The 22,417-nt window shown below is 61.4% G+C and carries 22 protein-coding genes and 1 tRNA gene; 5 read left to right on the top strand and 18 right to left on the bottom strand.

What is annotated here, in order from left to right:
* Window positions 1-90: 90 nt before the first annotated feature.
* The 12 genes from recO to rpoZ form a co-directional block, all read right to left on the bottom strand.
* Complete coding sequence (gene recO / locus BLS48_RS09605) at window positions 91-867, bottom strand: DNA repair protein RecO (protein WP_091577117.1); 777 nt, start codon at window positions 865-867, stop codon at window positions 91-93.
* A gap of 137 nt (window positions 868-1,004) precedes the next feature.
* Window positions 1,005-2,177, bottom strand: a complete 1,173-nt coding sequence (locus BLS48_RS09600) for a porin (RefSeq protein WP_091577114.1) — start codon at window positions 2,175-2,177, stop codon at window positions 1,005-1,007.
* A 447-nt stretch (window positions 2,178-2,624) separates the two neighbouring features.
* A complete protein-coding gene (locus tag BLS48_RS36555; RefSeq protein ID WP_280142524.1) occupies window positions 2,625-2,921 on the bottom strand; it encodes a substrate-binding domain-containing protein in 297 nt (98 codons plus the stop codon).
* A gap of 73 nt (window positions 2,922-2,994) precedes the next feature.
* Complete coding sequence (gene era, locus BLS48_RS09590) at window positions 2,995-3,927, bottom strand: GTPase Era (RefSeq protein ID WP_091577111.1); 933 nt, start codon at window positions 3,925-3,927, stop codon at window positions 2,995-2,997.
* Entirely contained in the window at window positions 3,924-4,673 is a 750-nt protein-coding gene (gene rnc, locus BLS48_RS09585; protein ID WP_091577109.1) for a ribonuclease III, read from the bottom strand. Before rnc ends, era begins: the two co-directional genes overlap by 4 nt.
* A 2-nt stretch (window positions 4,674-4,675) precedes the next feature.
* On the bottom strand, window positions 4,676-5,425 hold the full coding sequence (gene lepB, locus BLS48_RS09580; protein ID WP_091577561.1) for a signal peptidase I: 750 nt from the start codon (window positions 5,423-5,425) through the stop codon (window positions 4,676-4,678).
* A 78-nt stretch (window positions 5,426-5,503) separates the two neighbouring features.
* Window positions 5,504-5,917, bottom strand: a complete 414-nt coding sequence (gene acpS, locus BLS48_RS09575) for a holo-ACP synthase (protein WP_091577107.1) — start codon at window positions 5,915-5,917, stop codon at window positions 5,504-5,506.
* On the bottom strand, window positions 5,914-6,513 hold the full coding sequence (locus BLS48_RS09570; protein WP_091577106.1) for a DUF2062 domain-containing protein: 600 nt from the start codon (window positions 6,511-6,513) through the stop codon (window positions 5,914-5,916). The genes acpS and BLS48_RS09570 overlap by 4 nt, the downstream gene beginning before the upstream one ends.
* Window positions 6,514-6,765: 252 nt before the next feature.
* Window positions 6,766-7,146 carry a VOC family protein gene (locus BLS48_RS09565; RefSeq protein ID WP_091577104.1) on the bottom strand — a complete coding sequence of 127 codons (381 nt, stop codon included), beginning with the start codon at window positions 7,144-7,146 and terminating at the stop codon, window positions 6,766-6,768.
* Window positions 7,147-7,159: 13 nt separating this feature from the next.
* The gene (pyrE, locus tag BLS48_RS09560; protein ID WP_091577103.1) at window positions 7,160-7,738 is read right to left on the bottom strand and encodes an orotate phosphoribosyltransferase; all 579 of its coding nucleotides are present in this window, start codon (window positions 7,736-7,738) and stop codon (window positions 7,160-7,162) included.
* 30 nt (window positions 7,739-7,768) lie between these two features.
* Complete coding sequence (locus BLS48_RS09555; RefSeq protein WP_091577101.1) at window positions 7,769-9,997, bottom strand: RelA/SpoT family protein; 2,229 nt, start codon at window positions 9,995-9,997, stop codon at window positions 7,769-7,771.
* Window positions 9,998-10,131: 134 nt separating this feature from the next.
* Window positions 10,132-10,533, bottom strand: coding sequence for a DNA-directed RNA polymerase subunit omega (gene rpoZ / locus BLS48_RS09550; protein WP_091577099.1), 402 nt, complete (start codon window positions 10,531-10,533; stop codon window positions 10,132-10,134).
* 329 nt (window positions 10,534-10,862) lie between these two features.
* Between rpoZ and BLS48_RS09545 the strand changes: the two genes are divergently transcribed.
* Together BLS48_RS09545 and BLS48_RS09540 are read left to right on the top strand one after the other, a co-directional pair.
* Window positions 10,863-11,444 (top strand): LabA-like NYN domain-containing protein, encoded by a 582-nt coding sequence (locus BLS48_RS09545; protein ID WP_091577098.1) that lies wholly within the window; start codon window positions 10,863-10,865, stop codon window positions 11,442-11,444.
* Window positions 11,445-11,455: 11 nt separating this feature from the next.
* Window positions 11,456-12,112, top strand: coding sequence for a uracil-DNA glycosylase (locus BLS48_RS09540; protein ID WP_091577096.1), 657 nt, complete (start codon window positions 11,456-11,458; stop codon window positions 12,110-12,112).
* A 21-nt stretch (window positions 12,113-12,133) separates the two neighbouring features.
* Here BLS48_RS09540 and BLS48_RS09535 read toward each other — a convergent pair whose 3' ends face one another.
* Genes BLS48_RS09535 through dapA form a run of 3 tightly spaced genes read right to left on the bottom strand, consistent with a single transcriptional unit; the run spans window position 12,134 to window position 14,246 of the window.
* Window positions 12,134-12,823 (bottom strand): glycoside hydrolase family 25 protein, encoded by a 690-nt coding sequence (locus BLS48_RS09535; RefSeq protein ID WP_425284669.1) that lies wholly within the window; start codon window positions 12,821-12,823, stop codon window positions 12,134-12,136.
* Window positions 12,824-12,859: 36 nt separating this feature from the next.
* On the bottom strand, window positions 12,860-13,339 hold the full coding sequence (smpB, locus tag BLS48_RS09530) for an SsrA-binding protein SmpB (RefSeq protein WP_091577093.1): 480 nt from the start codon (window positions 13,337-13,339) through the stop codon (window positions 12,860-12,862).
* A gap of 25 nt (window positions 13,340-13,364) precedes the next feature.
* Window positions 13,365-14,246 carry a 4-hydroxy-tetrahydrodipicolinate synthase gene (gene dapA / locus BLS48_RS09525; protein WP_091577559.1) on the bottom strand — a complete coding sequence of 294 codons (882 nt, stop codon included), beginning with the start codon at window positions 14,244-14,246 and terminating at the stop codon, window positions 13,365-13,367.
* Between the two features lie 290 nt (window positions 14,247-14,536).
* Between dapA and BLS48_RS09520 the strand changes: the two genes are divergently transcribed.
* Entirely contained in the window at window positions 14,537-16,567 is a 2,031-nt protein-coding gene (locus tag BLS48_RS09520; RefSeq protein ID WP_091577091.1) for a lytic transglycosylase domain-containing protein, read from the top strand.
* 160 nt (window positions 16,568-16,727) lie between these two features.
* The gene (locus BLS48_RS09515) at window positions 16,728-17,630 is read left to right on the top strand and encodes an alpha/beta fold hydrolase (RefSeq protein WP_091577090.1); all 903 of its coding nucleotides are present in this window, start codon (window positions 16,728-16,730) and stop codon (window positions 17,628-17,630) included.
* Between the two features lie 79 nt (window positions 17,631-17,709).
* Here the strand turns inward: BLS48_RS09515 and BLS48_RS09510 are convergent, their stop codons facing one another.
* The 3 genes from BLS48_RS09510 to BLS48_RS09500 all read right to left on the bottom strand — a co-directional run bounded on the left by BLS48_RS09510 (window position 17,710) and on the right by BLS48_RS09500 (window position 20,391).
* The gene (locus BLS48_RS09510; RefSeq protein WP_425284668.1) at window positions 17,710-18,765 is read right to left on the bottom strand and encodes a tyrosine-type recombinase/integrase; all 1,056 of its coding nucleotides are present in this window, start codon (window positions 18,763-18,765) and stop codon (window positions 17,710-17,712) included.
* 243 nt (window positions 18,766-19,008) lie between these two features.
* Complete coding sequence (locus BLS48_RS09505) at window positions 19,009-20,151, bottom strand: porin (RefSeq protein ID WP_091577088.1); 1,143 nt, start codon at window positions 20,149-20,151, stop codon at window positions 19,009-19,011.
* Window positions 20,152-20,300: 149 nt separating this feature from the next.
* Window positions 20,301-20,391, bottom strand: a tRNA-Ser gene (locus tag BLS48_RS09500).
* Window positions 20,392-20,840: 449 nt separating this feature from the next.
* Here BLS48_RS09500 and BLS48_RS09495 point away from each other — a divergent pair.
* Window positions 20,841-22,016: a porin gene (locus BLS48_RS09495; RefSeq protein ID WP_091577087.1), complete on the top strand. Its 1,176-nt coding sequence runs from the start codon at window positions 20,841-20,843 to the stop codon at window positions 22,014-22,016.
* Window positions 22,017-22,417 lie beyond the last annotated feature (401 nt).

Here is a 22,417-nt window from a genome sequence, read left to right as displayed (position 1 = left end):
CCAGACGGCCAGAAAACTCACCGTGCCGCCAGATTGGCGTCGCGCCGAGGCCAAGCGGCGAGACCCGGCCCGGATAAGGTTCTACTTCTCTCATGTGATGATTTCTCTGGCCGCGTTGTCTTCGGCCAAGGTCCTGCCGCGCGCATGGTGCTTGCGCAGCGCGGCAAGGAAGCCGGAGCGGGCGTCGGGCGGCTCGATGCCGCGTGGCTCATAGACGTGGCGCGTGAAGAAGAAGCCGGTCAGCCGGAAGGCGTCTTCCACCGCCGCCGGATCCGCCCGCAGGCCGGAGCCGCGCTGCAGGAAGGCCGGCAGCGCCAGCATCTTGTCACGCCATGGCGCGCCGGCTTCGCGCGATACCGCGCGGCCCGATTTCGGCGAGACATAGGCAAGGTCCTGCCGCGTACCGGTGGCGGCACACTGGCTGAGATCGAGGCCGAAGCCGAGTTCATCGAGGATCAGAAGCTCGAAGCGCGCCACCAGTTCGCCGGCGGCGTCGGCATCGCCGAGATGGACAATCATCACGGTGAGCGCCTCGTAGAGGCCGCCATGGGCGTCACGCTCGGGCAACAGGCGCAGATGCTGGGCCATGGTCTGCAACCCGTAGACGGCAACGGCGCTGTCCATCAGCCGGGCGGCGTTCATCTCGATCGCCTCGGCCTGGAACGTGCCAAGATGTTCGTCGAGCCGCGCCCGCCACAACAGGTCGACGCGATTGCCTGGCTGGAGAACGGGCTGCTGCTTGCGCGAGCGACCGCCACGGACAAGGCCGAGATGGCGGCCATGCGCGCGTGTCATCACCTCGAGTATGGCGCTGGTTTCGCCATGCTTGCGGGTGCCGAGAATGATTCCCTCGTCGCGCCATTCCATGCCTGGAGCATTTCACCGGTTGGATGGCGAAATCAAGGTATGGGTTTTGGCACCTGACAGACCGGCGCCGGGACAGTGCATAAAAAAAACCGCCCGCAGCATATCGCTGCGGGCGGCCTGGTAAGGTCAGTCGATCGTTAGAACGAGCGCTGGAAGCGGAGGATGCCGCCGACGCTGCTCTTCTTGTTGGCCTTGGTCCAGTTGTTGAAGTCGGCGTCGCCGAACTTTCCAGCATTGAGGTAATCGACTTCAGCCGTGACCGTAAAGCCGGGCACAACGGTGTAGGCAACGTTGGCGGCGATGCCGAGGTTCTTCCAGTCGTCATAGGAGACCTGGGCATTGAACGCAGTCTTGGCGTTGAACTTGTAGGTACCGCCGCCCCAGACTGCCCAGTTGCCGCCCCACTGCTTGTAGAAGCCGCGACCTTTGGCATTGATGGCGTTGGTCGGATCGTTGAGGTTGTTGTCCGAACCGTAACCGCCCATGATGAACAGCGAAAATTCCTTGCTGACATTCACGTCCAAACGGACCTTGCCGGCGACTTCTTCATAGTTGCTGTCATAGGCGACGACGCCGGTGATCGCACCCCAGTCGCCCTTGTATTTCAAGCCGCCGACGACATGCGGAACATAGCTGTCGATGGTGCCGACCTTGCCGGCGCCTTCTTCGAGAGAGACCAACGCCGAGAGGCCGTTGCCCGCATCGAAGTAGTACTGAACGACGTTGCTCTCCTGCCCGCCATACGGAACCAGCGTATCCTGGATGACGTTGCCGGCATAGCCGATGAATGTATCGAAAGCCGTATCGTCCTTGCCGACTCGCAGGCCGCCGAGCTGAATCCAGGCGTAACGCAGCGAGAGAGACTTGTTACGGCCTTGCCAGTCATCCCTACTGGAATTGGAGTCGCCTTGATCGAGATAGTCGCCGCTGCTGTTGCCGTAGTTGAAGCGGGTCTCGGTGTAGGTCTTGAGGGTACCGAGTTCGGTTTCCTGACCGGTCCAGGTCTTCAGCGTGAAGCGGGTGTTCTTGTAGTAGGTCGAATGCGTGCCACCATCCTGATGATCAGGGACATGGTTGACACCATCGAGCGAGCCGGCATCGCCGACGCCGATGTCATAACGGACATAGCCGCCGATGCGCAGGCAGGTCTCGGTGCCGGGAATGTAGAAGTAGCCGGCGCCGTAGACGTCGCAGATCTTGACGTATTCGGCCGGCTCCGGTTCGGCGACGACGACAGCGTCGGCGGCGCGCGCGCCGGACACCGCGATCAGTGCCGCGGCTGAGCCGAGAAGGAGGCTCTTGATGTTCATTTTCTGACCTCTCCAGTCATAGTTTTAAATTGGCTTCGGATTTGTGGCTGGCGGCACTGTTTTCCCGCCTCACCCCCACAACGAAAAAGGCTCGCACCGCTCCCCCTTTTCGCGGCGAACATACCCATCGATCGTCCGCCTTCAATGACAATTCCGTAAATCCGCCGGATTCTCGCCACAGATTAAATCCGTGTTGCACAAATAACACTAATTCAATCCATTTGATTTTCCGACTTGTACAAATGGCACAACGTCATATTTGTGTAATAATCTCGTTTAATTTCACGGCTAAATTCATATTTATCGTACTTATTCTTTGCATTTCAGTGATGCATGCTGAGTCGTCTAAAAAAATCTGGATATAGCCTTACCATGTCATTGAATCGTTGGAAGCCGCCGGCACATTCACCCGGATGCCCTCGCGAAGCGGAAAGCAGAGCGTAGCGATCAGCGAGGCTTGAGCGGCGTCGAGGTGCCGATCCTGATGGCGGGATCGAGCAGTTGGTCGACGAAAGTGCCCGTCGTGACATTGGCAGCGCGGCGAACTGCCGCCGCCATCGTGTTGCGCGCAAAAACTACCGGCGAGCCGGACAGACCAAGCTCGGCAAGGCGTGCCAGATGGGCGAAATTGGCGGGCAAGAACAGGTCAGGTCGGTCGCCCTGTTCGATACGGCTGGGCCGTGGCGGCTTTCGACCGCAACGCCCGTCGCCTCTAAAAACGCTGAACCAGCGCTGGCAGCACATGACGCAAGCCGCCTGCCGCATAGATATCGATCGCTGACGAATCAGACGGCGTCGCCATGGCTGTCATTGGATATTAATGCGGGAATTCGAGACCCATCTCGCGGTAGCGCTCGGGATCGTCGCCCCAGTTCTCGCGCACCTTCACGAACAGGAACAGGTGCACTTTCTGTTCGAGGATGCCTGCTATCTCCATACGCGCTGCCTGGCCAATGGCGCGGATGGTCTCGCCCTTGTGGCCGAGGACGATCTTCTTCTGGCTGTCGCGCTCGACGTAGATGGTCTGGTCGATGCGCACCGAGCCGTCCTTCTTCTCTTCCCATTTCTCGGTCTCGATATGCGAGGAATAGGGCAATTCCTGATGCAGCCGCAGATAGAGCTTTTCGCGGGTGATCTCGGCAGCCAGCTGGCGCATCGGCAGGTCCGAGATCTGGTCCTCCGGATAGTACCAGGGGCCGGCAGGCAGCGTTTCGGCGAGATAGTCGAGCAGGTCCTTGCAACCGGAACCGGTCAGCGCGGAGACCATGAAGGTGCGCTTGAACGGCACCCTTTCGTTCGCTGCCGCGGACAAGGCCAGAAGCGTCTCATGCTTGACCCGATCGACCTTGTTGAGGATCAGCACCATCGGCTGGCGAACGTCCTTCAGCCTTTCGAGGATGGCGTCGGCGTCGCCCCTGATGCCGCGCTCGGCGTCGATCAGCAGCAACACGATATCGGCATCCTTGGCGCCGCCCCAGGCGGTGGTCACCATCGCCGTATCAAGCCGCCGCTTGGGCTTGAAGATGCCAGGCGTGTCGACAAAGACGATCTGTGCATTGTCATGCGTGGCGATGCCGCGCACGATGGCGCGCGTCGTCTGCACCTTGTGGGTAACGATCGACACCTTGGCGCCGACAAGCTGGTTGACCAGGGTCGATTTGCCCGCATTGGGCGCGCCGATGAGTGCGACGAAGCCGGAGTGCGTGGCGGCGGCTTCTGGTGCCGCAGAGGTCTCTTCGGTGGCGGTCATGCCGCGCTCCCTTCATTAACGCGCCGCGCGTCCGATACGTTGTTCCAGACGCCTTCGCGAACGAGCATTGCTGCCGCGGCGGCCTGCTCGGCCTCGCGCTTTGAACGACCGCTGCCGCTCGCGGGCTGAAATGCACCAACCCGGACGCTGATCGTGAAGAGCGGATCGTGATCCGGCCCCTCACGGCTGTCGATGCTGTAGGCGGGGACAGCACTTGCCGCCTGGTGCGCCCATTCCTGCAATTCGGTCTTGGCATCGCGGCGTGCGGCGCCCGAAGCCTGCGAGCGCGGCTGCCAGTATTTATGGATGAAAGCGCGCGCCGCCTCCAGCCCGCCATCGAGATAAAGCACCGCGATCAGCGATTCCAACGCGTCGGCGCGCAAATTGACACGCTTGCGGCCCTCGAGCCCGCGCATGTCCGATCCGGCGCGGATCAGATCCGGCAGGCCGATATCCTCGGCGATTTCCGCGAGCGCCTCGGCGTTGACCAGCGCATTGAGCCGCAGCGACAGTTCACCTTCCGCAGCATCCGGAAATGCGGCCAGCAGCATGTCGGCGACCACCAGGCCGAGAACCCGGTCGCCAAGAAACTCGAAGCGCTCATAGTCGGTGCCGGCATTGGCGCCGCGCGCACTGGCATGGGTCAATGCACGCTGCAGGCGCTTGCGGTCGGCAAAGGCGTGGCCCGTGCGTTCCACAAGCGCTTCGGCGAGCGCGTCGGCGGTAAGCCGTTTTGCCGCTGCCATCCCTAATTTACAAAATGGAACAGGCGCGAAGCGCGCATCAAGGACGGCCATTTCCAGATTTCAAGCGGGCTTGCCTTGCCGGCGATCGAGAAGAAAATCAGATTGGCGCGGCCAACCAGATTCTCCGCGGGAACGTAGCCGACGGTGAACCGGCTATCACTGGAATTGTCCCTGTTGTCGCCCATCATGAAATAATGGCCGGGCGGCACGTCGAATTCGCGGGTATTGTCGCCGATCGAATCCGGTGACAAATCAAGCGTGTCGTAGCTGACACCGTTCGGCAGCGTCTCGCGATAGACGTCGATGGGACGATCCGTCTCGGTGATGTCGGGATTGTCGATCTGGCCGGCCTTCACGCGCGGCACGCCGACCCCGTTGATGAACAGCTGGCCGTCCTTCATCTGGATCTTGTCGCCGGGCAGGCCGATCACGCGCTTGATGTAATCAACGGAAGGGTCCGGTGGGAATTTGAACACCACCACGTCGCCGCGCTTCGGCGCGGAACCCCAGATGCGGCCCGAGAAAATGTCGGGGCCGAAAGGCAGCGAATAACGCGAATAGCCGTAGGACCACTTGGTGACGAACAGATAGTCGCCTTCCAGAAGCGTCGGCCGCATCGATCCAGACGGAATCGAAAAGGGTTGGAACAGCAGCGTGCGGATGACCAGGGCGAGCAAAAGCGCCTGGACGATGACGCTGACGGTTTCGCCAAGCCCGCCGGATTTCTTCTCGGATTTTTCAGCCACGCTCATGTCGTCCTCGATTGTGCGTTGGATGGTATAGAGTCTCGGCGCGCGCTGGGCAACGTCAATGCCGGTCGTCAGATGCAATCAATGTGGCGCTTCTTCGACGGGCAACGCCTCAATGATCACAAAGGCTTGAGCGAGCGGGAAATCATCCGTGATGGTGAGGTGGATTGCGGCCCGATACCCGCTTGGCAGGATTTTGTCCAGCCGCGCCAAGGCCCCGCCGGTCAGCGCCATGGTCGGCGCACCGCTGGGCAGGTTGATGACACCCATGTCGCGCCAGAACACGCCCCGCGCGAGACCGGTGCCCAGTGCCTTGGCGCAAGCCTCCTTGGCGGCGAAGCGCTTGGCGTAAGAGGCCGCGCGGGCGCGTCTCCCCTCCGAACGTGCCTGCTCGACCTCAGTGTAGATTCTCTGGATGAAGCGCTGGCCGTGGCGCTCAAGCGACTTCTCGATGCGTCTGATATCGATCAGGTCGCTGCCGATGCCGATGATCATCGTGCCGTGGTACCGATGCTTTCGGCGGGATGAGACGATTGCGCATGCCGGGCGGACCGCTCGGCCAGGCGCTTGCGCCGCTGCTCGCGGAAAGCGTTCATACCCCAGCGTGTGATGCCATAGAACAGGAGCCCGAAGACCAACCCGAGCGGTACCGCGCCAATCAGCATCGGCTCAAGCACGGGCTTCCACAATTGCGCGAAGGAAAGCTTGTGCAGCATCTCGCCCAGATGCGCCGGCGGGCCGTGCACCGGCAGGCGATCGTGCAGGATGAGCTTGCCGGTCTCCCAGGAAGCGCCCCATAGCAACGGGAAGGTCAGCGGATTGCCGAAGAACACCGCGCCGAGTGCCGCTGCCACCAGGTTGCCGGCGATCACCCAGCACACAACGGCGGCGATGGCAAAGTGGAAACCGACAGGAAAGAACGAAGCGAAGACGCCGGCGGCGACACCGGCCGCCACCGCATGCGGAGTGGCCTTCAGCCGCAAGATGCGCTTGGAGAAATACTGAAGCGAGCGCGAAAAAGAGCGGCGCGGCCACAGATAGGTACGCACCCGTTCGAAAAGACCATCAGGCTTGCGACGTCGAAAAAGCACTCTGTTTCCGTTCCACGGCTCCCGCACCGGCAACTTCAGCCGGGCGCGACAGCCACATCTTGCGTTTGACGATCACCCAATGGCAATCGCAACCTTGATATAGCCATGCGCAACCCCAACAACAACCGAAGGCCGTCAGCACAGCAGCCCCGTGGCCATAATTTTTGGTAAGGTTCGCCCGTCCAACGCCGGACAATCGCGGCGAATTTAAGAAGCCGCTTGGATTTATTGTCGCAGACGAATGCTTGGGTGTTAGGATTGGTATTCGCTGACCTCGACCAGATTGCCGTCCGGGTCGCGGAAATAGACCGACATCATCAGCCCTCGCGCACCAACACGTTCGACCGGACCGAGTTCGACCACCACACCGCTGGCCGCGAGACGGGCACGGACCTCACCCAGCGGCCGGTCAGTGATCAGGCAGAAATCACCGGATCCGGGCGTCGGCGACTTCGCCTTCGGCTCGAAGATGCGGCCGACCTCGTGCACATTGATCTTCTGATTGCCGAAGGCCAGCGCTGTCGGTCGGCCCGGCGTATCGATGCGTTCAAAGCCCAGTACACGCTGATAAAACGCGCAAGTCACTTCCAGCGAAGCGACCGTCAGCACGAAATGATCGATGCCTGCGATCATTTCGGCCTCCTCGTCAGATGTTGCGGCTGCCGGGCTTGGTTGCCGGTATGGCGGCAAGCTCCGGCGGCAGGCGATCGGCCGGGTAGGCTGGAACCTCATATTCGGCAAGTGCGATCAGCGGCACGCCGACATGGGTCTTGCCGGCCGAACGGTCGATGATGCAGGCAGCGGCCACCACCTCGGCGCCCAGTTCGCGCAGGCACTCGATGGTTTCGCGGATCGACAGGCCGGTGGTGACGATGTCCTCGACGATGACGACGCGCGCACCGGCGGCGATCTCGAAGCGGCGCAAGCGGAACTCGCCCCCTTCCCGCTCGACCCAGATCGCCGGCACGCCGAGATGGCGCGAGGTTTCGTAGGCCGGGATCAGCCCGCCGATCGCCGGACCGACGACATAATCGATCTTGCCTGGCACCGCCGCACGGATCTTTTCGGCCAACGCCTTGCACAGCCGCTCGGTCTTGTCGGCATGCATGAACACCCGCGCCTTCTGCAGGAAGACCGGGCTTCTCAGGCCCGAGGTCAAAATGAAATGCCCTTCCAGAACAGCACCCGCCTCACGGAAAATGCCCAGCACTTCATCGGTATTCATCTGCGCCTATCCCCACATAGATCAGCCGTGTCAGCCATTCACACGCCTTGCATCACTGACACTCGAATTGTCCTTGAGCTGCGACAGCAGCCGGTTGAGGTGCTTCAGATCCCAGACTTCGAGATCGATCAGCATTTCGGTGAAATCGGGCGCGGTGCGCACCATCGACAGCGTATGGATGTTGGCGTCGTTCGACGCAACGACCTGGGCGATATCGGCGAGCGAACCAGGCGCATTGATGGCGGTAACCGATACGCGCGCCGGAAAGCGCTCCTTGGTGCGCTCGTCAATGTCCCAGCGCACATCGATCCAGCGTTCGGGCTGGTCGTCGAAGGCCTGCAGCGCCGGCGACTGTATCGGATAGATGGTGATGCCGGTGCCCGGCTGAACGATGCCGACGATGCGGTCGCCAGGCACGGCCCCTTCCGGCGCGAAACGCACCGGCAGGTCACCGCGCACGCCGCGGATCGGCACGGCGCCGTCCTTGGGCTGGTCCTTGTCCTTGCGCGCGGCGCGGCCCGGAATCTGGAACAGCATGCCGGCGGCATTGCGGATCTTCGACCAGCCCTCCTCGCGCTGCTTGGGCGCGGCCGTGGTGACGCGCTCGTCCTTGTAGTCGGGGAACACCGCCTTCATGACATCGGTGGAGGCAAGCTCGCCACGGCCGACCGAGGCCAGCACGTCCTCGATGTCCTTGCGCGCCAGCCGGTGCAGCACCTGCTTGAGACTCTCCTTGGTAAAGGTCTTGCCAGCCCGCTCGAAGGCGCGTTCCAGGATGCGAATGCCGAGGCCCGAATACTGCTTGCGGATGGCGTTCTTGGTGGCGCGGCGGATGGCCGAGCGCGCCTTGCCGGTGACGACGACCGATTCCCACGCAGCCGGCGGCACCTGCGCCTTGGAGCGGATGATCTCGACCTCGTCGCCGTTCTTCAGTTCCGTCATCAGCGGCATGATGCGGCCGTTGACCTTGGCGCCGACGCAGGTGTCGCCGACATCGGTATGCACCGCATAGGCAAAATCGATGGGCGTCGCACCACGTGGCAAGGCGATCAGCATGCCTTTCGGCGTGAAGCAGAACACCTGGTCCTGGAACAGTTCCAGCTTTGTGTTTTCGAGGAAATCCTCGGGATTGTCGCCTTCGGCAAGCTGCTCGATGGTGCGCCGCAGCCAGGCATAGGCGTTGGTCTCCTTCGAGATCGCATGCGCGGTTCCGTTGGTCTTGCCGCCAGTGTCCTTGTAGATCGAGTGGGCGGCGACGCCATATTCGGCGATCTTGTTCATCTCGCGGGTGCGGATCTGCAGCTCGACGCGCTGGCGCGACGGCCCGACGATGGTGGTATGGATCGAGCGGTAGTCGTTCTGCTTCGGCGTCGAGATGTAATCCTTGAACCGTCCCGGCACCATCGACCATGTGGTGTGGATGGCGCCCAGCGCCCGGTAGCAGTCCTCGAGCGTGTCGACGACGACGCGGAAGCCGAAGATGTCGGAGAGTTGCTCGAAGGAAAGCGCCTTGGCTTCCATCTTGCGGAACACCGACCACGGCTTCTTCTGCCGGCTCTTCACGCTGGCTTTGATCGCATGTTTCTCGAAGAGGCCGGAGAGCGCCTTCTCGATTTCGGTCAGCACGTCCTTGTTGCGCTCGAATATCTCGGCGAGCCGTGCTGTGACGGCGCGATAGGCTTCCGGGTTGATATAACGGAAGGCTATCTCCTCCAGCTCCTCGCGCATGCCTTGCATGCCCATGCGCCCGGCCAGCGGCGCATAGATGTCCATGGTCTCCTCGGCGATACGCAGGCGCTTGGCCTCCGGCATATGGTCGAGGGTGCGCATGTTGTGCAGGCGGTCGGCGAGCTTGACCAGAAGGACGCGGACGTCTTCGGAGATCGCCAGCAGAAGCTTGCGCAGGTTTTCCGCCTGCTCGGCCTTCTTCGACACGAGGTCGAGCTTCTTCAGCTTGGTCAGACCCTCGACCAGCTTGCCCATTTCCGGCCCGAACAGCTCGTCGATCTCGGCCCGTGTCGCGGTGGTGTCCTCGATGGTGTCGTGCAGCAGGGCGACCGCGATCGTTGCCTCGTCCATGTGCATTTCGGTGAGGATCGCGGCGACTTCGAGCGGATGCGAGAAATAGGGATCGCCGGAAGCGCGCTTCTGGTGGCCATGCTTCTGCATGGCATAGACATAGGCCTTGTTAAGCAACGCCTCGTTGACGTCAGGCTTGTAGCGCTGGACGCGCTCGACAAGCTCATACTGACGCATCATGGGCGGGATCTCACAGCGGTGAAATGAATCATGCGCCGCACTGGCGTACGGCGCATGTCATAGATAGCCACGAAACTGCCGATACGGAAGTGCCGGACGATTAATCCAGCGACCTTCGCAACAGTGGTTCGTTCTTAGTAATCGTCGCTCTTTTCCGGGGGAACCAGACCCTCGATGCCGGCCAGCAGATCTTCCTCGGTCATCCGGTCGAAAGTGACATTCTCCTCGGCGTCGTCGGCGTTGGTGGCCGCGACAGCGCCGCCGGTCTGGTCGGCGATCGCCTCGCCATCAGCTTCGGGCTCGTCGACCTCGACATGCTTCTGCAGCGAATGGATCAGATCTTCTTTGAGGTCGTCGGGCGACAACGTCTCGTCGGCGATCTCGCGCAGCGCGACGACCGGGTTCTTGTCGTTGTCACGCGGCACGGTGATCGGCGCACCCTGGCTGATCTGACGGGCGCGGTGGCCGGCAAGGAGCACCAGCTCGAAGCGGTTATCGACCTTGTCGATGCAATCTTCAACGGTTACGCGGGCCATGGATTGCCCCTTTCATGCGATGGATTTGATGGAAAACAGGCGCGGTCCTTAACCTGAACGCCGTCAAAATACAAGCATCATGGCAATGGCGGGGCCACCAGGCGCTCAATCCCTCCTTCAAACACCTGATTTTTGCAAAATCAGGCAGCATCCATGCGCTCAGTGTCTCGATCACAATTGCTTGCAGTGCGGCAACGCGCCCTTGGATTGCCGTGAAACTGGCGTTATCTCGGATGGTGTCAAGGTCAGCCGGATTATTATGAGCCTGACCGATAGTCGCTATCGCATTTCGTTTAGACGGCCGCTTATTTCGAAAAGGACTATTTTCCATGTTCGACCCCCGTGAAAAAATCGCCCTGTTCATCGACGGCGCCAATCTCTACGCCACGTCGCGCGCGCTTGGCTTCGACATCGACTATCGCAAGCTTCTGTCGAGTTTCCAGAAGCGCGGTTATCTGCTGCGCGCCTATTACTACACGGCGCTGGTCGAGGATCAGGAATACTCCTCGATCCGTCCCTTGATTGACTGGCTCGACTACAACGGCTTCAAGGTCGTCACCAAGCCGGCCAAGGAATTCACCGACTCGACCGGCCGCCGCAAGATCAAGGGCAATATGGACATCGAGCTGACGGTCGACGCGCTGGAGCTCGCCGATGTCGTCGACCACTATGTCATCTTTTCCGGCGACGGCGACTTCCGCACGCTGGTCGAGGCGCTCCAGCGGCGCGGCCGCAAGGTATCGATCGTCTCGACCATGGCCTCGCAGCCGCCGATGATCTCCGATGATCTGCGCCGCCAGGCCGATCATTTCATCGACCTGACGACGCTGAAGAACGAGGTCGGCCGCGATCCGTCCGAGCGGCCGGTGCGGCGGCCCGAGCCGGCCGAAGTCGATGAGGACGATTTCTGAGGCCGGTCGCCTTGACCGCCATCTCATCCCCCGAACCCGGCCGCGACTGCCCGCTTTGTCGAAGGCTGCACGATTTCATCGCGGAATGGCGGCAGCGCGAACCATCCTGGTTCAATGCACCGGTGCCGACCTTCCTGCCGCCGGAAGGTGAAGCCGCGGTCCAGTTGCTGATCGTCGGGCTGGCGCCCGGCCTGCGCGGAGCCAACCGCACCGGACGGCCCTTCACCGGCGACTTTGCCGGTGACCTGCTCTACTCGACGCTGATTTCGCATGGTTTCGCGCGCGGCGCGTTCAAGGCAAGGCCCGATGACGGGCTTGAGCTTGTCGGCGCGGCCATAACCAATGCGGTGCGTTGCGTGCCGCCGGAGAACAAGCCGGCGGGCGCCGAGATCGCCACCTGCCGGACTTTCCTGGTGCCGACGATCGCCCGGTTTCCAAACCTGCGCGCGGTTCTGGCGCTGGGATCGATCGCGCACCAGTCGACCGTGCGCGCGCTTGGTGGGCGTGTCGCCGCCTACCCGTTCAAGCATGGCGGGCGGCAACCGGCCGGCGGCATCACCCTGTTTTCGAGCTACCATTGCTCGCGCTACAATACCAATACCGGTGTCTTGACCGAAGCAATGTTCGTCAGTGTTTTCAGCGAGATCGCGGCGTTCCTGCAGAAATAGAGTCTGGCGGCTGCGGGCTCATCAGCGTGGCGGCGCAACCAGCGCGGCCAACACCGCCGAGCCACCCTGCAGCACATTCAGATCGACATCGCCGTTGATGCCGTCGACACGTCCCCTGTTGTGGTACTGCCAGTAGACCCAGTCGTCGCGGACTGGCTGCAACAGCAATGAGCGAAGCCACAGCGGCCGGGCAGCGATGCGCCCGGCAAAGGCATCCGCGGCCTCGTCGGTCAGATAGACGATCGCCGGCTTGCCGAACGCTGCCTCGACTGGAGCGAGGAACGCGGCCAGTTCGGCACTCAGTTGCTCGGGCGTCGGCCTCCGCGGGCAATTGCCGCCGAACTCGATGTCGACAACCGGCGGCAGCAAAGGCTGATCGTGCGGCACCACCGAGATGAAATTGCGCGCCTGATCGCTGCCCGGCCGGCAGAAGGTGAAGAAATGATAGGCGCCGACGGCAAGACCGGCGGCGCGGGCCTCACGCAGATTGGTGGCGAAGGCGTCGTCGACATGATCACCGCCTTCGGTCGCCTTGATGACGGCGAAAGCGACATCGTCGGCGGCAACGCGCCGCCAGTCAATTGGGCCCTGATGGTGAGAGACGTCGATGCCCCTGACCGGATATTTGCCGCGGTCCGGCGAGAATGCCCTGAAATAGAGATATCCGCCCGCGGCGACGAAACATGCCAGAACCAGGCTGGCCAAGCTCAACAGGATAATCCGGCTCTTCAAACGAATGGCCCCAGCCTATCCGCGCTCCTTCAGGAGCCTGCCCTTCTCACGCGACCAGTCGCGCTGCTTCTCGCTTTCGCGCTTGTCGTGCAGCTTCTTGCCGCGCCCGACGGCGAGCAGCAGCTTGGCGCGGCCCTGGTCGTTGAAATAGATCTTAAGTGGCACCAGCGTCATGCCTTCGCGGTCGACGCTCTGCGACAATTTCGCCATCTCGCGTTTTTTGAGCAGCAGTTTGCGTCGGCGGCGCGGCTCATGATTGAAACGGTTGGCCTGCAGATATTCCGGCAGATAGGAGTTGATCAACCAGATCTCGCCGCCTTCGACCGAGGCATAGCTGTCCTGGATGTTGGCCTGACCCTGGCGCAGCGACTTGACCTCGGTGCCGGTCAGCACCAGGCCGGTCTCGACCGTGTCCAGGATCTCATAGGAAAACCGCGCCTTGCGGTTTTCCGCAACGGTCTTGTTGTTGGGATCGGCTTTTCTGACTTGATTCATGATGTGGAGAGGTGGCGCCTCATCCCTAGTTTATCAAGCCGGCGTGCTTCATGGCCGCATCGATCTTTTCGGCCGTCGACTGCTCGACGGTGACCAGCGGCAAACGCAGCACGTTCTCGACCTTGCCCAGCTTCGACAGCGCGTATTTCGCGCCGGAAACGCCAGGATCCATGAAGATCGCCTTGTGCAGCGGCAGCAAACGGTCCTGCAGTTCCAGCGCCTTGGCGCTGTCGCCGGAAAGCGTCGCTTCCTGGAACTCGGCGCAGAGCCGCGGCGCGACGTTCGACGTCACCGAAATGCAGCCGACGCCGCCATGCGCGTTGAAACCGAGCGCGGAAGCGTCCTCGCCCGAAAGCTGGATGAACTCCCTGCCGCAGGTCGCGCGCTGCTCGGAAACCCGTTCGACCTTGCCGGTGGCATCCTTGACGCCGACGATGTTCTTGAAGTCGTGCGCCAGCCGGCCCATCGTCTCCGGCGTCATGTCAATGACCGAGCGCGGCGGGATGTTGTAGATTATGATCGGCAGCTTGGTCGCCCTGGCGACGGCAGCGAAGTGCTCGTAGAGGCCCCGCTGGGTCGGCTTGTTGTAGTAGGGTGTAACGACCAGGGCGGCATCGGCGCCTGCCTTTTCGGCATATTGCACGAGCCCAACCGCTTCCTCGGTGTTGTTGGAACCGGCGCCGGCGACCACCGGGGCGCGGCCCCTGGCCACCTCGATGCAGACCTTGACGACATGGCGATGCTCGTCGTGCGACAGTGTCGGCGACTCGCCGGTGGTGCCGACCGGGACCAGGCCTGTCGTGCCTTCGGCGAGTTGCCACTCGACGAGCGCGCGAAAGGCTTTCTCGTCGAAACGCCCGCTCTTTTCGAACGGTGTCACGAGCGCGGTAAGCGAGCCTCTCAGCATGTCGTCCAACTCCTTGGGACTTCTTTGTTTATGCATGTCGTTTCCCCAAAACCGGTATCCACTTTTGGGCGACATGCATCGGTGCTTTGTCGTGCGCGCCTTCTAGCCGAAAGCGAAGCGGCGCACCATAGTCTCGACATTGTTGCGCGGCAAGCATTGCCATGGTGCCAGCAAGCGCAATTCGGGCGACCTCGATAACCCAGTGTTTACGGGCTCTTCACGACCTAAGTCTAGGCTTCGAGGCATCTCGGCTGCTGGTAGAATGCCAGGACAAGGAAAGACATAGGATCATGCCGGCCAGTCGGTCTCACCTTTTCGCGCTGCTTGGCGCCACGCTCGCGCTGATGCCGGGCATGGCGATCGGCGGCAGCGTCGATGTGCAGGTCACCTCGGCGATCCCGCTGCCGGGGCTGCAGGCCCGGGCGCAACCGGATGCCTCGCCCAGCGTCGCCCAGTTGAAGAGCGGGCTGGATGCGCTGGCGGCTGGCGACATTCCCGGCGCCCGGACCGTGCGTGATGCTCTTCCCGCCAACTCGCTAGACCAGCACATCCTTGCCTGGGCGATTGCGCTGTACGGTGGCGACAAGGTTCCGAGCGGCGACATCGCGGCCGCGGCAAGGATATTGCCCAACTGGCCGGGCACCGTTGCCTTGCGCAAGAACAGCGAGCGCGCGCTTTATCGTGAGAACCCTGCCCCGGACATCGTCATTCGGGCATTCGACGGCAGCCAGCCGTCGACATTCGAAGGCGTGATGGTTCTCGCCCGCGCCTATGTCTCGTCCGGCAACGCCAAGGCGGCGCGTTCGGTGCTGTCACCGTTCTGGCGCACCGCGATCCTGGAAGCCAAGGACGAAACGGCGCTGATCAAGGAATTCGGCGGCCTGATCCCGGCGGCCGACCACCGTTTTCGCATGGAGCGCATGTTATATGCCGACCGGGCGAATTCCGCCTTGCGCGTCGCCAGCCTCGCCGGCGCCCAACAGCTGGCGGACGCCTGGGCGGCGGCTGACAGAGGCGACAAGAACACCGCCAAACTGCTGAAGGCAGTGCCGGTGGCGCAGCGTTCGGCCGGCTATTTCTTCGCGCAGGCCGAATATCTGCGCAAGCAGGAGAATTTCGCCGGCGCAGCCGCTGTCGTGATGCAGGCGCCGACTGATCGCGAAGCGCTGGTCGATCCGGACGCCTGGTGGGTCGAGCGCCGGGTGTTGTCGCGCGAACTTGTCGACCAGGGCGACATGAAGACGGCGTACCGGATTGTCGCCATGCATGCCGCTGAAAGTGCCGCTAATGCGGCGGATGCCGAATTCCACGCCGGCTGGTACGCGTTGCGTGGCCTGAACGACCCCAAACTTGCTGCAACGCATTTCGTGCGCATCGCCGACCTTGCCCAGGGGCCGATGACCCTGTCGCGCGCCTACTACTGGCTCGGCCGTGCCGCCGAAGTCGGCGGCCCCGGCAACGCCAAGGACTATTTTGGGCGCGCCGCGACCTATGGCACGACATTTTACGGCCAGCTTGCCGCCGAACGCGTCGGCCGACAGGCGCTCAACATTGTCTACCCGCAGCCTGATACCGCCGACCGGCGGAATTTTGCCGGCCGCGAAGCCGTCAGCGCCATCAAGCGGCTGCAGGAAGCCGGCTACGACCGCTATGCCGAAACGCTCTATCGCGATCTTGCCGGGCAGTTGACCAGCCCGGGCGAACTGGCGCTGCTCGCTGTTCTCGCCGAGAAGCAAGGCAACCATTTCATGGCGCTGAAGGTCGGCAAGATCGCAGGCGCGCGCGGCATCGATGTCGGCGCGCTGTCGCATCCGCTTGGCGTCATTCCCGATTCGGCCAATATCTCCGGCTCCGGCAAGGCGCTGGCCTATGCCATCGCCCGCCAGGAGAGCGAGTTCAACATCGGCGCTGTCTCAAGTGCCGGCGCGCGCGGCCTGCTGCAGCTGATGCCGGCAACCGCCAAACAATTGGCGAAAAAGGCAGGATTGCAGTTTTCGCAGACAAAGCTGACCACCGACGCCGGCTATAACGCAACGCTTGGTTCGGCCTTTCTTGGCGAGCAGCTTGACCGCTTCAACGGTTCCTATGTGCTGACCTTCGCCGGCTACAATGCGGGCCCCAACCGGGCAAGCCAATGGGTGGCGAAATACGGCGACCCACGCGGCAAGGACATCGATGCCGTCGTCGACTGGATCGAGCGAATTCCCTACACGGAAACAAGAAGTTATGTGCAACGCGTGATGGAGAATTACGAGGTCTACAAGATGCGTATTTCCGGCAAATACGACATTGTTGGGGATCTTGTGAACGGGCGTGGCTGAGCCAAGCCGACGGCTCGAGAGCCGATTTCTCCGAAGCGGCCGACCTGCTCCCTAGCGGAGGCGTTTGGCCGTATTTCCCTACCCAGCGCCTATTTGACCCTCCCCGCTCTCACCTGTAGCAGTCAGGGAAGATTCGGTGGCGGGAAGGAATCGCGTCCAGATGTCGAGCACTGAAGGCTTTTCCGATTTTTTCTACAGCGCTCCGGATGGGCTAAAACTTCATGCGCGCGTCTATGGTGAAGCAAATTCCGACCATTGGCCGGTGGTCTGCCTACCTGGCCTGACCCGCAATGCCCGGGATTTTCACGAATTGGCGCTCTATCTTTCGGCGCGGCCCACGGTTCCGCGCAAGGTGGTTGCCTTCGACTATCGCGGGCGCGGACAATCCGCCTACGATCCCGATGTCAGCCACTATAATGTCGGCGTCGAAGCCGGCGACATTCTTGCCGGGTTGACGGCATTGGGAATTGAGGCAGCCGCCTTCATCGGCACCTCGCGCGGCGGACTGATCATCCATGTTCTCGGCGCGCTGCGGCCGACCGTGCTGAAAGCCATTGTTTTCAACGACATCGGGCCTGTAATCGAACCAGCCGGCCTTGCCCACATCCAGTCCTATCTCGAACGTGAACCAAAGCCGAAAACCTCAACCGAGGCGGTAGATGCCCAGCGCAATGTTCACGGCGGAGACTTTCCCGCGCTCACAGACGCCGACTGGCGGCGGATGGTAGGGGCGCTCTACCGCGAGACTGATGAAGGGCTGCTGCCCGATTTCGACCCGAAGCTGGTCGACACCGTTGCCAATCTCGACCTGAAACAGCCGCTCCCGGCCCTGTGGCCGCAATTCGAGGCGTTGCAGGCTATTCCCCTGCTCACCATCCGCGGCGCCAACTCGAGATTATTGTCCGTGGAAACGCTGAGGCAGATGCGAGAGCGCCATTCGCAGATGGAGACGATCACCCTCGAGGGCCAGGGGCACGTCCCGTTCCTTGACACCGGCGACTTGCCAGACATGATCGCCACGTTCTTCGACAATGCCGAGCAGCGCAGCACGACCGCGGGCTGAGAACAGGCACGGCCCACCGCCGAAAACGAATGCGCCCCTCAACCAAGCTCAGGTCGAGGGGCGCACCGAACATCTTATGCTATTGGGATTTCGCGCTTTTCCGCACCTTGGCCTTTGCCGCGACCGGCTTGCTCTTTCTTTCCTGCATCACGGCGCAGGGAGACGAATCGGGTTTTCCCGTCGCGCTGTCGGACCCGCTGCATCGAGGTGTTTCCAGCACAATGACGCAGCCGTCGAGGTCGTTCGTGGCCAGATGCGCGTAGCGCATGGTCATCGACAGGGTCTGGTGGCCGAGCCACATCTGTACACGCCGGATGTCGATGCCGCCCTGTACAAGGCGCGAGGCACAGGTGTGGCGCAAGATATGCGGCACCACCTGGTCGTCGGCGCCAAGGCCGACCTCGGCCTTCGCGTCGTTCCAGATGGCACGAAACTGAGCCTGGCTGAGCTTGGTGAATGGGCCCTTGGGCCGGCGGCCTTCGGCGGCGGGCAGCTTGATGACCTCCTTCACCCGTTCGGTCATCGGAATGGTGCGGCTGCGGCCGGACTTGGTGATCCAGAAACTGACGCGATGCTCCTGGATGTCGTTCCAGATCAGCCCCAGAGCCTCACCGAGGCGGCATCCGCTATCGACCAGGAAGACCGAGAGCCTGTAGGCATCCTCGCTGCGGCTCTTGATGGCGGCAAACAGCCTGGCCTCTTCGTCCCTCTCGAGGAAACGAATCCGCCCCGCCCGCTCCTTCTGGCGGCGGAACTCGGGCAGGCTGTGGATATCCCCCATCTTGTGAGCCTTGCGCAGCAGTTTGCTGAGGGCAGCCATCTTTCGATTGATGGTTGCGTTGCTGTTGCCGCGCTGGCGCAAGGTGCCGATAAGATTGTCCAGGGTACTCTGGTCAAAGGCGCTGAAACGTTCCCCGAGGAGAAGCTCGTCTATCTCGCCGATGAAAGAACTGACATTGTATTTATGCCGCCCATCATCCCACAATATGTCCCGGTATGCTAAAAAAAGCTCTCCGACCCTGTACGACTTTACTTCTCTGATATTGTTGTAGCTGTATCGTATCTTCGAATTTTGAGAAGAAAACATCGAAAAATGATCAGAGGGCTCACCCTCTTGAATCGCTTCGTTCGTCATTATGAACCACACCCCCGAGTGGATAGGTCACACCTAGCCCACATGGAAGCGTCCTTTCAAGAGCTTTGAATCACGCGATTGTGATTTCATCCGCCAGATGGGGATCCCACGAAATCATATCGCAGATTCAATTCAGCTACCGATTCCCCCTTTTCCTTCTGTCTGCCCAGACCCAGTCACGAAACAAAAACAGCCCGGGCGTTTGTGCGCCCGGGCTGGATTTCACCTGTAAGGAACCAGCCCTTAGAACGAGCGCTGGAAGCGGAGGATGCCGCCGATCGCATTGCTCTTGCCTGCGGGAATACCAGTCCAGCTCGGGCCGAACTTGGTTGCATGCGCCCAGTCAACTTCGGCCGTGATCGTGAGACCCGGGACGATGTCGTAAGCGACGTTCGCCGCGAGACCGAATTCCTTCCACTCGTCATACGACACTTGGAGGTTGAGCGAGGTCTTCTCGTTGAGCTTGTAGGTGCCACCGCCCCACACTGCCCAGTTGCCGCCCCACTGCTTGTAGAAGCCACGACCGAAAGCGTCGACAACATTGTTGGCGTCGTCGTTGAGGTTATTGTCCGTGCCGTAGCCGCCCATGACCCACAGCGACAGAGCGTCGGAGGCATTCACGTCCAAGCGAACCTTGCCGGCCACTTCTTCGTAGTTGCTGTCATAGGAAACGACGCCGGTGATGGCGCCCCAGCCCTGCGTGTACTTCACGCCGCCGACGACATGCGGAACGTAGCTGTCGATCGTGCCGACTGCGCCCGAACCTTCTTCGAGTGAGACCACGGCCGAGAAGCCGTTGCCGGCATCGAAGTAGTACTGCACCACGTTGGTGTCGAAATCACCGTAAGGAACCAGCGTATCCTGGATGACGTTGCCGGCGTAGCCGATGAACGTATTGAAGGCCGATTCGTCCTTACCGACACGCAGCCCACCGAGCTGGATCCAGGCGAAGTTCAGCGAAACGGCGGTATTGTCGCCGCCATTGAGGTTGCTGGCGACGCCGCCACTACCATTGCCGAAGTTGAAGCGGGTCTCAGTGTAGGTCTTCAACGTGCCGAGTTCGGTTTCCTGTCCGGTCCAGGTCTTCAGCGCGAAGCGGGCCTGCTTGTGCCAGGTGTCCTGGTCGGTGCCATCCATATTGTCAAAGGTACGGGCGCCATCGAAGCTGCCTTCTTCGCCGGCACTGATGTCATAACGGACATAGCCGCCGATGCGCAGGCAGGTTTCGGTGCCGGGGATGTAGAAGTAGCCAGCGCCGTAGACGTCGCAGATCTTGACGTATTCAGCGGGTTCCGGCTCGGCGACGACGACGGCGTCGGCGGCGCGCGCACCGGAAACTGCGATCAGGGCCGCAGCGGAGCCGAGAAGAAGGCTCTTGATGTTCATTTTCTGACCTCCAGTCAGAATCGAACAAAACAGCGTTGTCTGTAGCGCATTTTGGCGCGAAGTCGCGCGGCCAAAGTCGCGCCAATCCTATCTATCTATCTGTTTTAGTAAGGTAATTTTTGGCTTGTCACCACCGGGGCAGGCAAAAGTGGCGGAGAGGATGGGATTCGAACCCACGAGAAGCTTTTGACCTCTACTCCCTTAGCAGGGGAGCGCCTTCGACCACTCGGCCACCTCTCCGTTGCGCCGCTGGATAAAGAAAAGCGCCGGCACAATCAACAAGCCCGCGTCATTATATGGAAAAATAACAAGGCACCGGACCCCAGCTTTTCCGCGATGCGGCGGTTCTGCGGCAATTCCTGGCTAGCGACTCGGGGCTTTGCCATGATTCCGTCGGCCGATCGTCGGATTCGCCCGCAAACAAGGGGTTGCGGAGGGGCGGATGGTTAACGAGAGCTTTCTGAGTGAGGCCAAATCGTGTCATTTGTGCAACAACGCCAGGGGATAGCAGCCGAACAGCCCTTTCGCCGGTACGATCGTTGTTGAACGCCGCCGCCTCATGGGTAATGTCGATTTCGAAGGAGCGGCGCGGTGCGCATCTTTTTCGGTAGTGGGGATGGGGCAGGGAACGCTGTCCTTCACAAAGAATACCCAGACCCGTTTTTTAACTTTTGACTGGAGGTCAGAAAATGAACATCAAGAGCCTTCTTCTCGGCTCCGCTGCGGCCCTGATCGCAGTTTCCGGTGCGCGCGCCGCCGACGCCGTCGTCGTCGCCGAGCCGGAACCCGCTGAATACGTCAAGATCTGCGACGTCTATGGCGCTGGCTACTTCTACATCCCCGGCACCGAAACCTGCCTGCGCATCGGCGGCTATGTCCGTTACGACATCGGTGCAGGCGACGTCGGCTCGTTCGACGGTGCGAAGACTCAGGACTCGCAGACTGGTAAGGAACAGGGCACCTGGGCAAAGAACGCCCGCTTCACGCTGAAGACCTGGACCGGCCAGGAAACCGAACTCGGCACCTTGAAGACCTACACCGAGACCCGCTTCAACTTCGGCAATAGCAACGGCTACGGCACCACCACCAGCGATGGCGTTGTCAATGCCGTCGGCAATCCGGCCCACAACAAGAACGTCTCGCTGAACTTTGCCTGGATCCAGCTCGGCGGTCTGCGCGTCGGTAAGGACGAATCGGCCTTCAACACGTTCATCGGCTACGCCGGCAACGTCATTCAGGATACGATCGTTCCCTACGGCGATTTCGACACCAACGTCGTGCAGTACTACTTCGATGCCGGCAATGGCTTCTCGGCCGTGGTCTCGCTCGAAGAAGGCTCGGGCCTCAAAGGCACGATCGACAGCTACGTTCCGCATGTCGTCGGCGGCGTGAAGTACACGCAGGGCTGGGGCGCCATCACCGGCGTTGTTGCTTACGACAGCAACTACGAAGAAGTCGCTGGCAAGGTTCGCTTGGACGTGAACGTCGGCAGCGCCCTGTCGCTGTTCGTCATGGGTGGCTACGGTTCGGACGGCAAGCTCAACGATGACGGCACCAACTTTGTCGACGCTCACGGTCGCGGCTTCTACAAGCAGTGGGGCGGCAACTGGGCAGTGTGGGGCGGTGGCACCTACAAGTTCAACGAGAAGACCTCGTTCAACCTCCAGGTGTCGGCTGACGACGACAAGAACTATGGCGTAGCGGCAAACGTGGCATACGACGTCGTTCCCGGCTTCACCGTCACGGCCGAAGTCGACTATGACCACTACGGTCACTTCAACGACGGCAGCCTCTACGGCAACTGGACCAACGCCGACAAGAAGAACAGCATTGGCGGTATCCTCCGCTTCCAGCGCTCGTTCTAATAGATTTCGTTACGTCGAAATCGAAACCCGGCGGGCGACCGCCGGGTTTTTTCGTATTAAGGGTTTTTCATATTAGATGACACGATTATCAAGGTCGCGCGAGGAACAGTCCGCAGCCTCGTCATCCTCGGGCAGAGCGCGAGCGAAGTGACCGTGCAGACCCGAGGACCACGCCGTGATCTGTGAGTGCCGCTGCGGAATCGGATATTTTTGCGCTGCCGGAGGGACAGTCCCCTCTTGTCCGGCCGGACATCTCCCTCGCGAAGCGGGGAGACTGGCAGCTTCTGACTCGAGGCCTATTCTTTCACGCTCAAGATTGGCGAAAACATTCGCGACATCCAATCTCCCCAGCGGGAGGGGATGTCCGGCAGGACCAAACGGGGTGTGAAGCGGCTCGACGG

The sequence above is a fragment of the Mesorhizobium qingshengii genome (assembly GCF_900103325.1).
GTDB classification, from domain to species: domain Bacteria; phylum Pseudomonadota; class Alphaproteobacteria; order Rhizobiales; family Rhizobiaceae; genus Mesorhizobium; species Mesorhizobium qingshengii.
The sequence above is the reverse complement of the archived record's forward strand: the minus strand, read 5'-3'. Positions and strand labels throughout refer to the sequence as shown.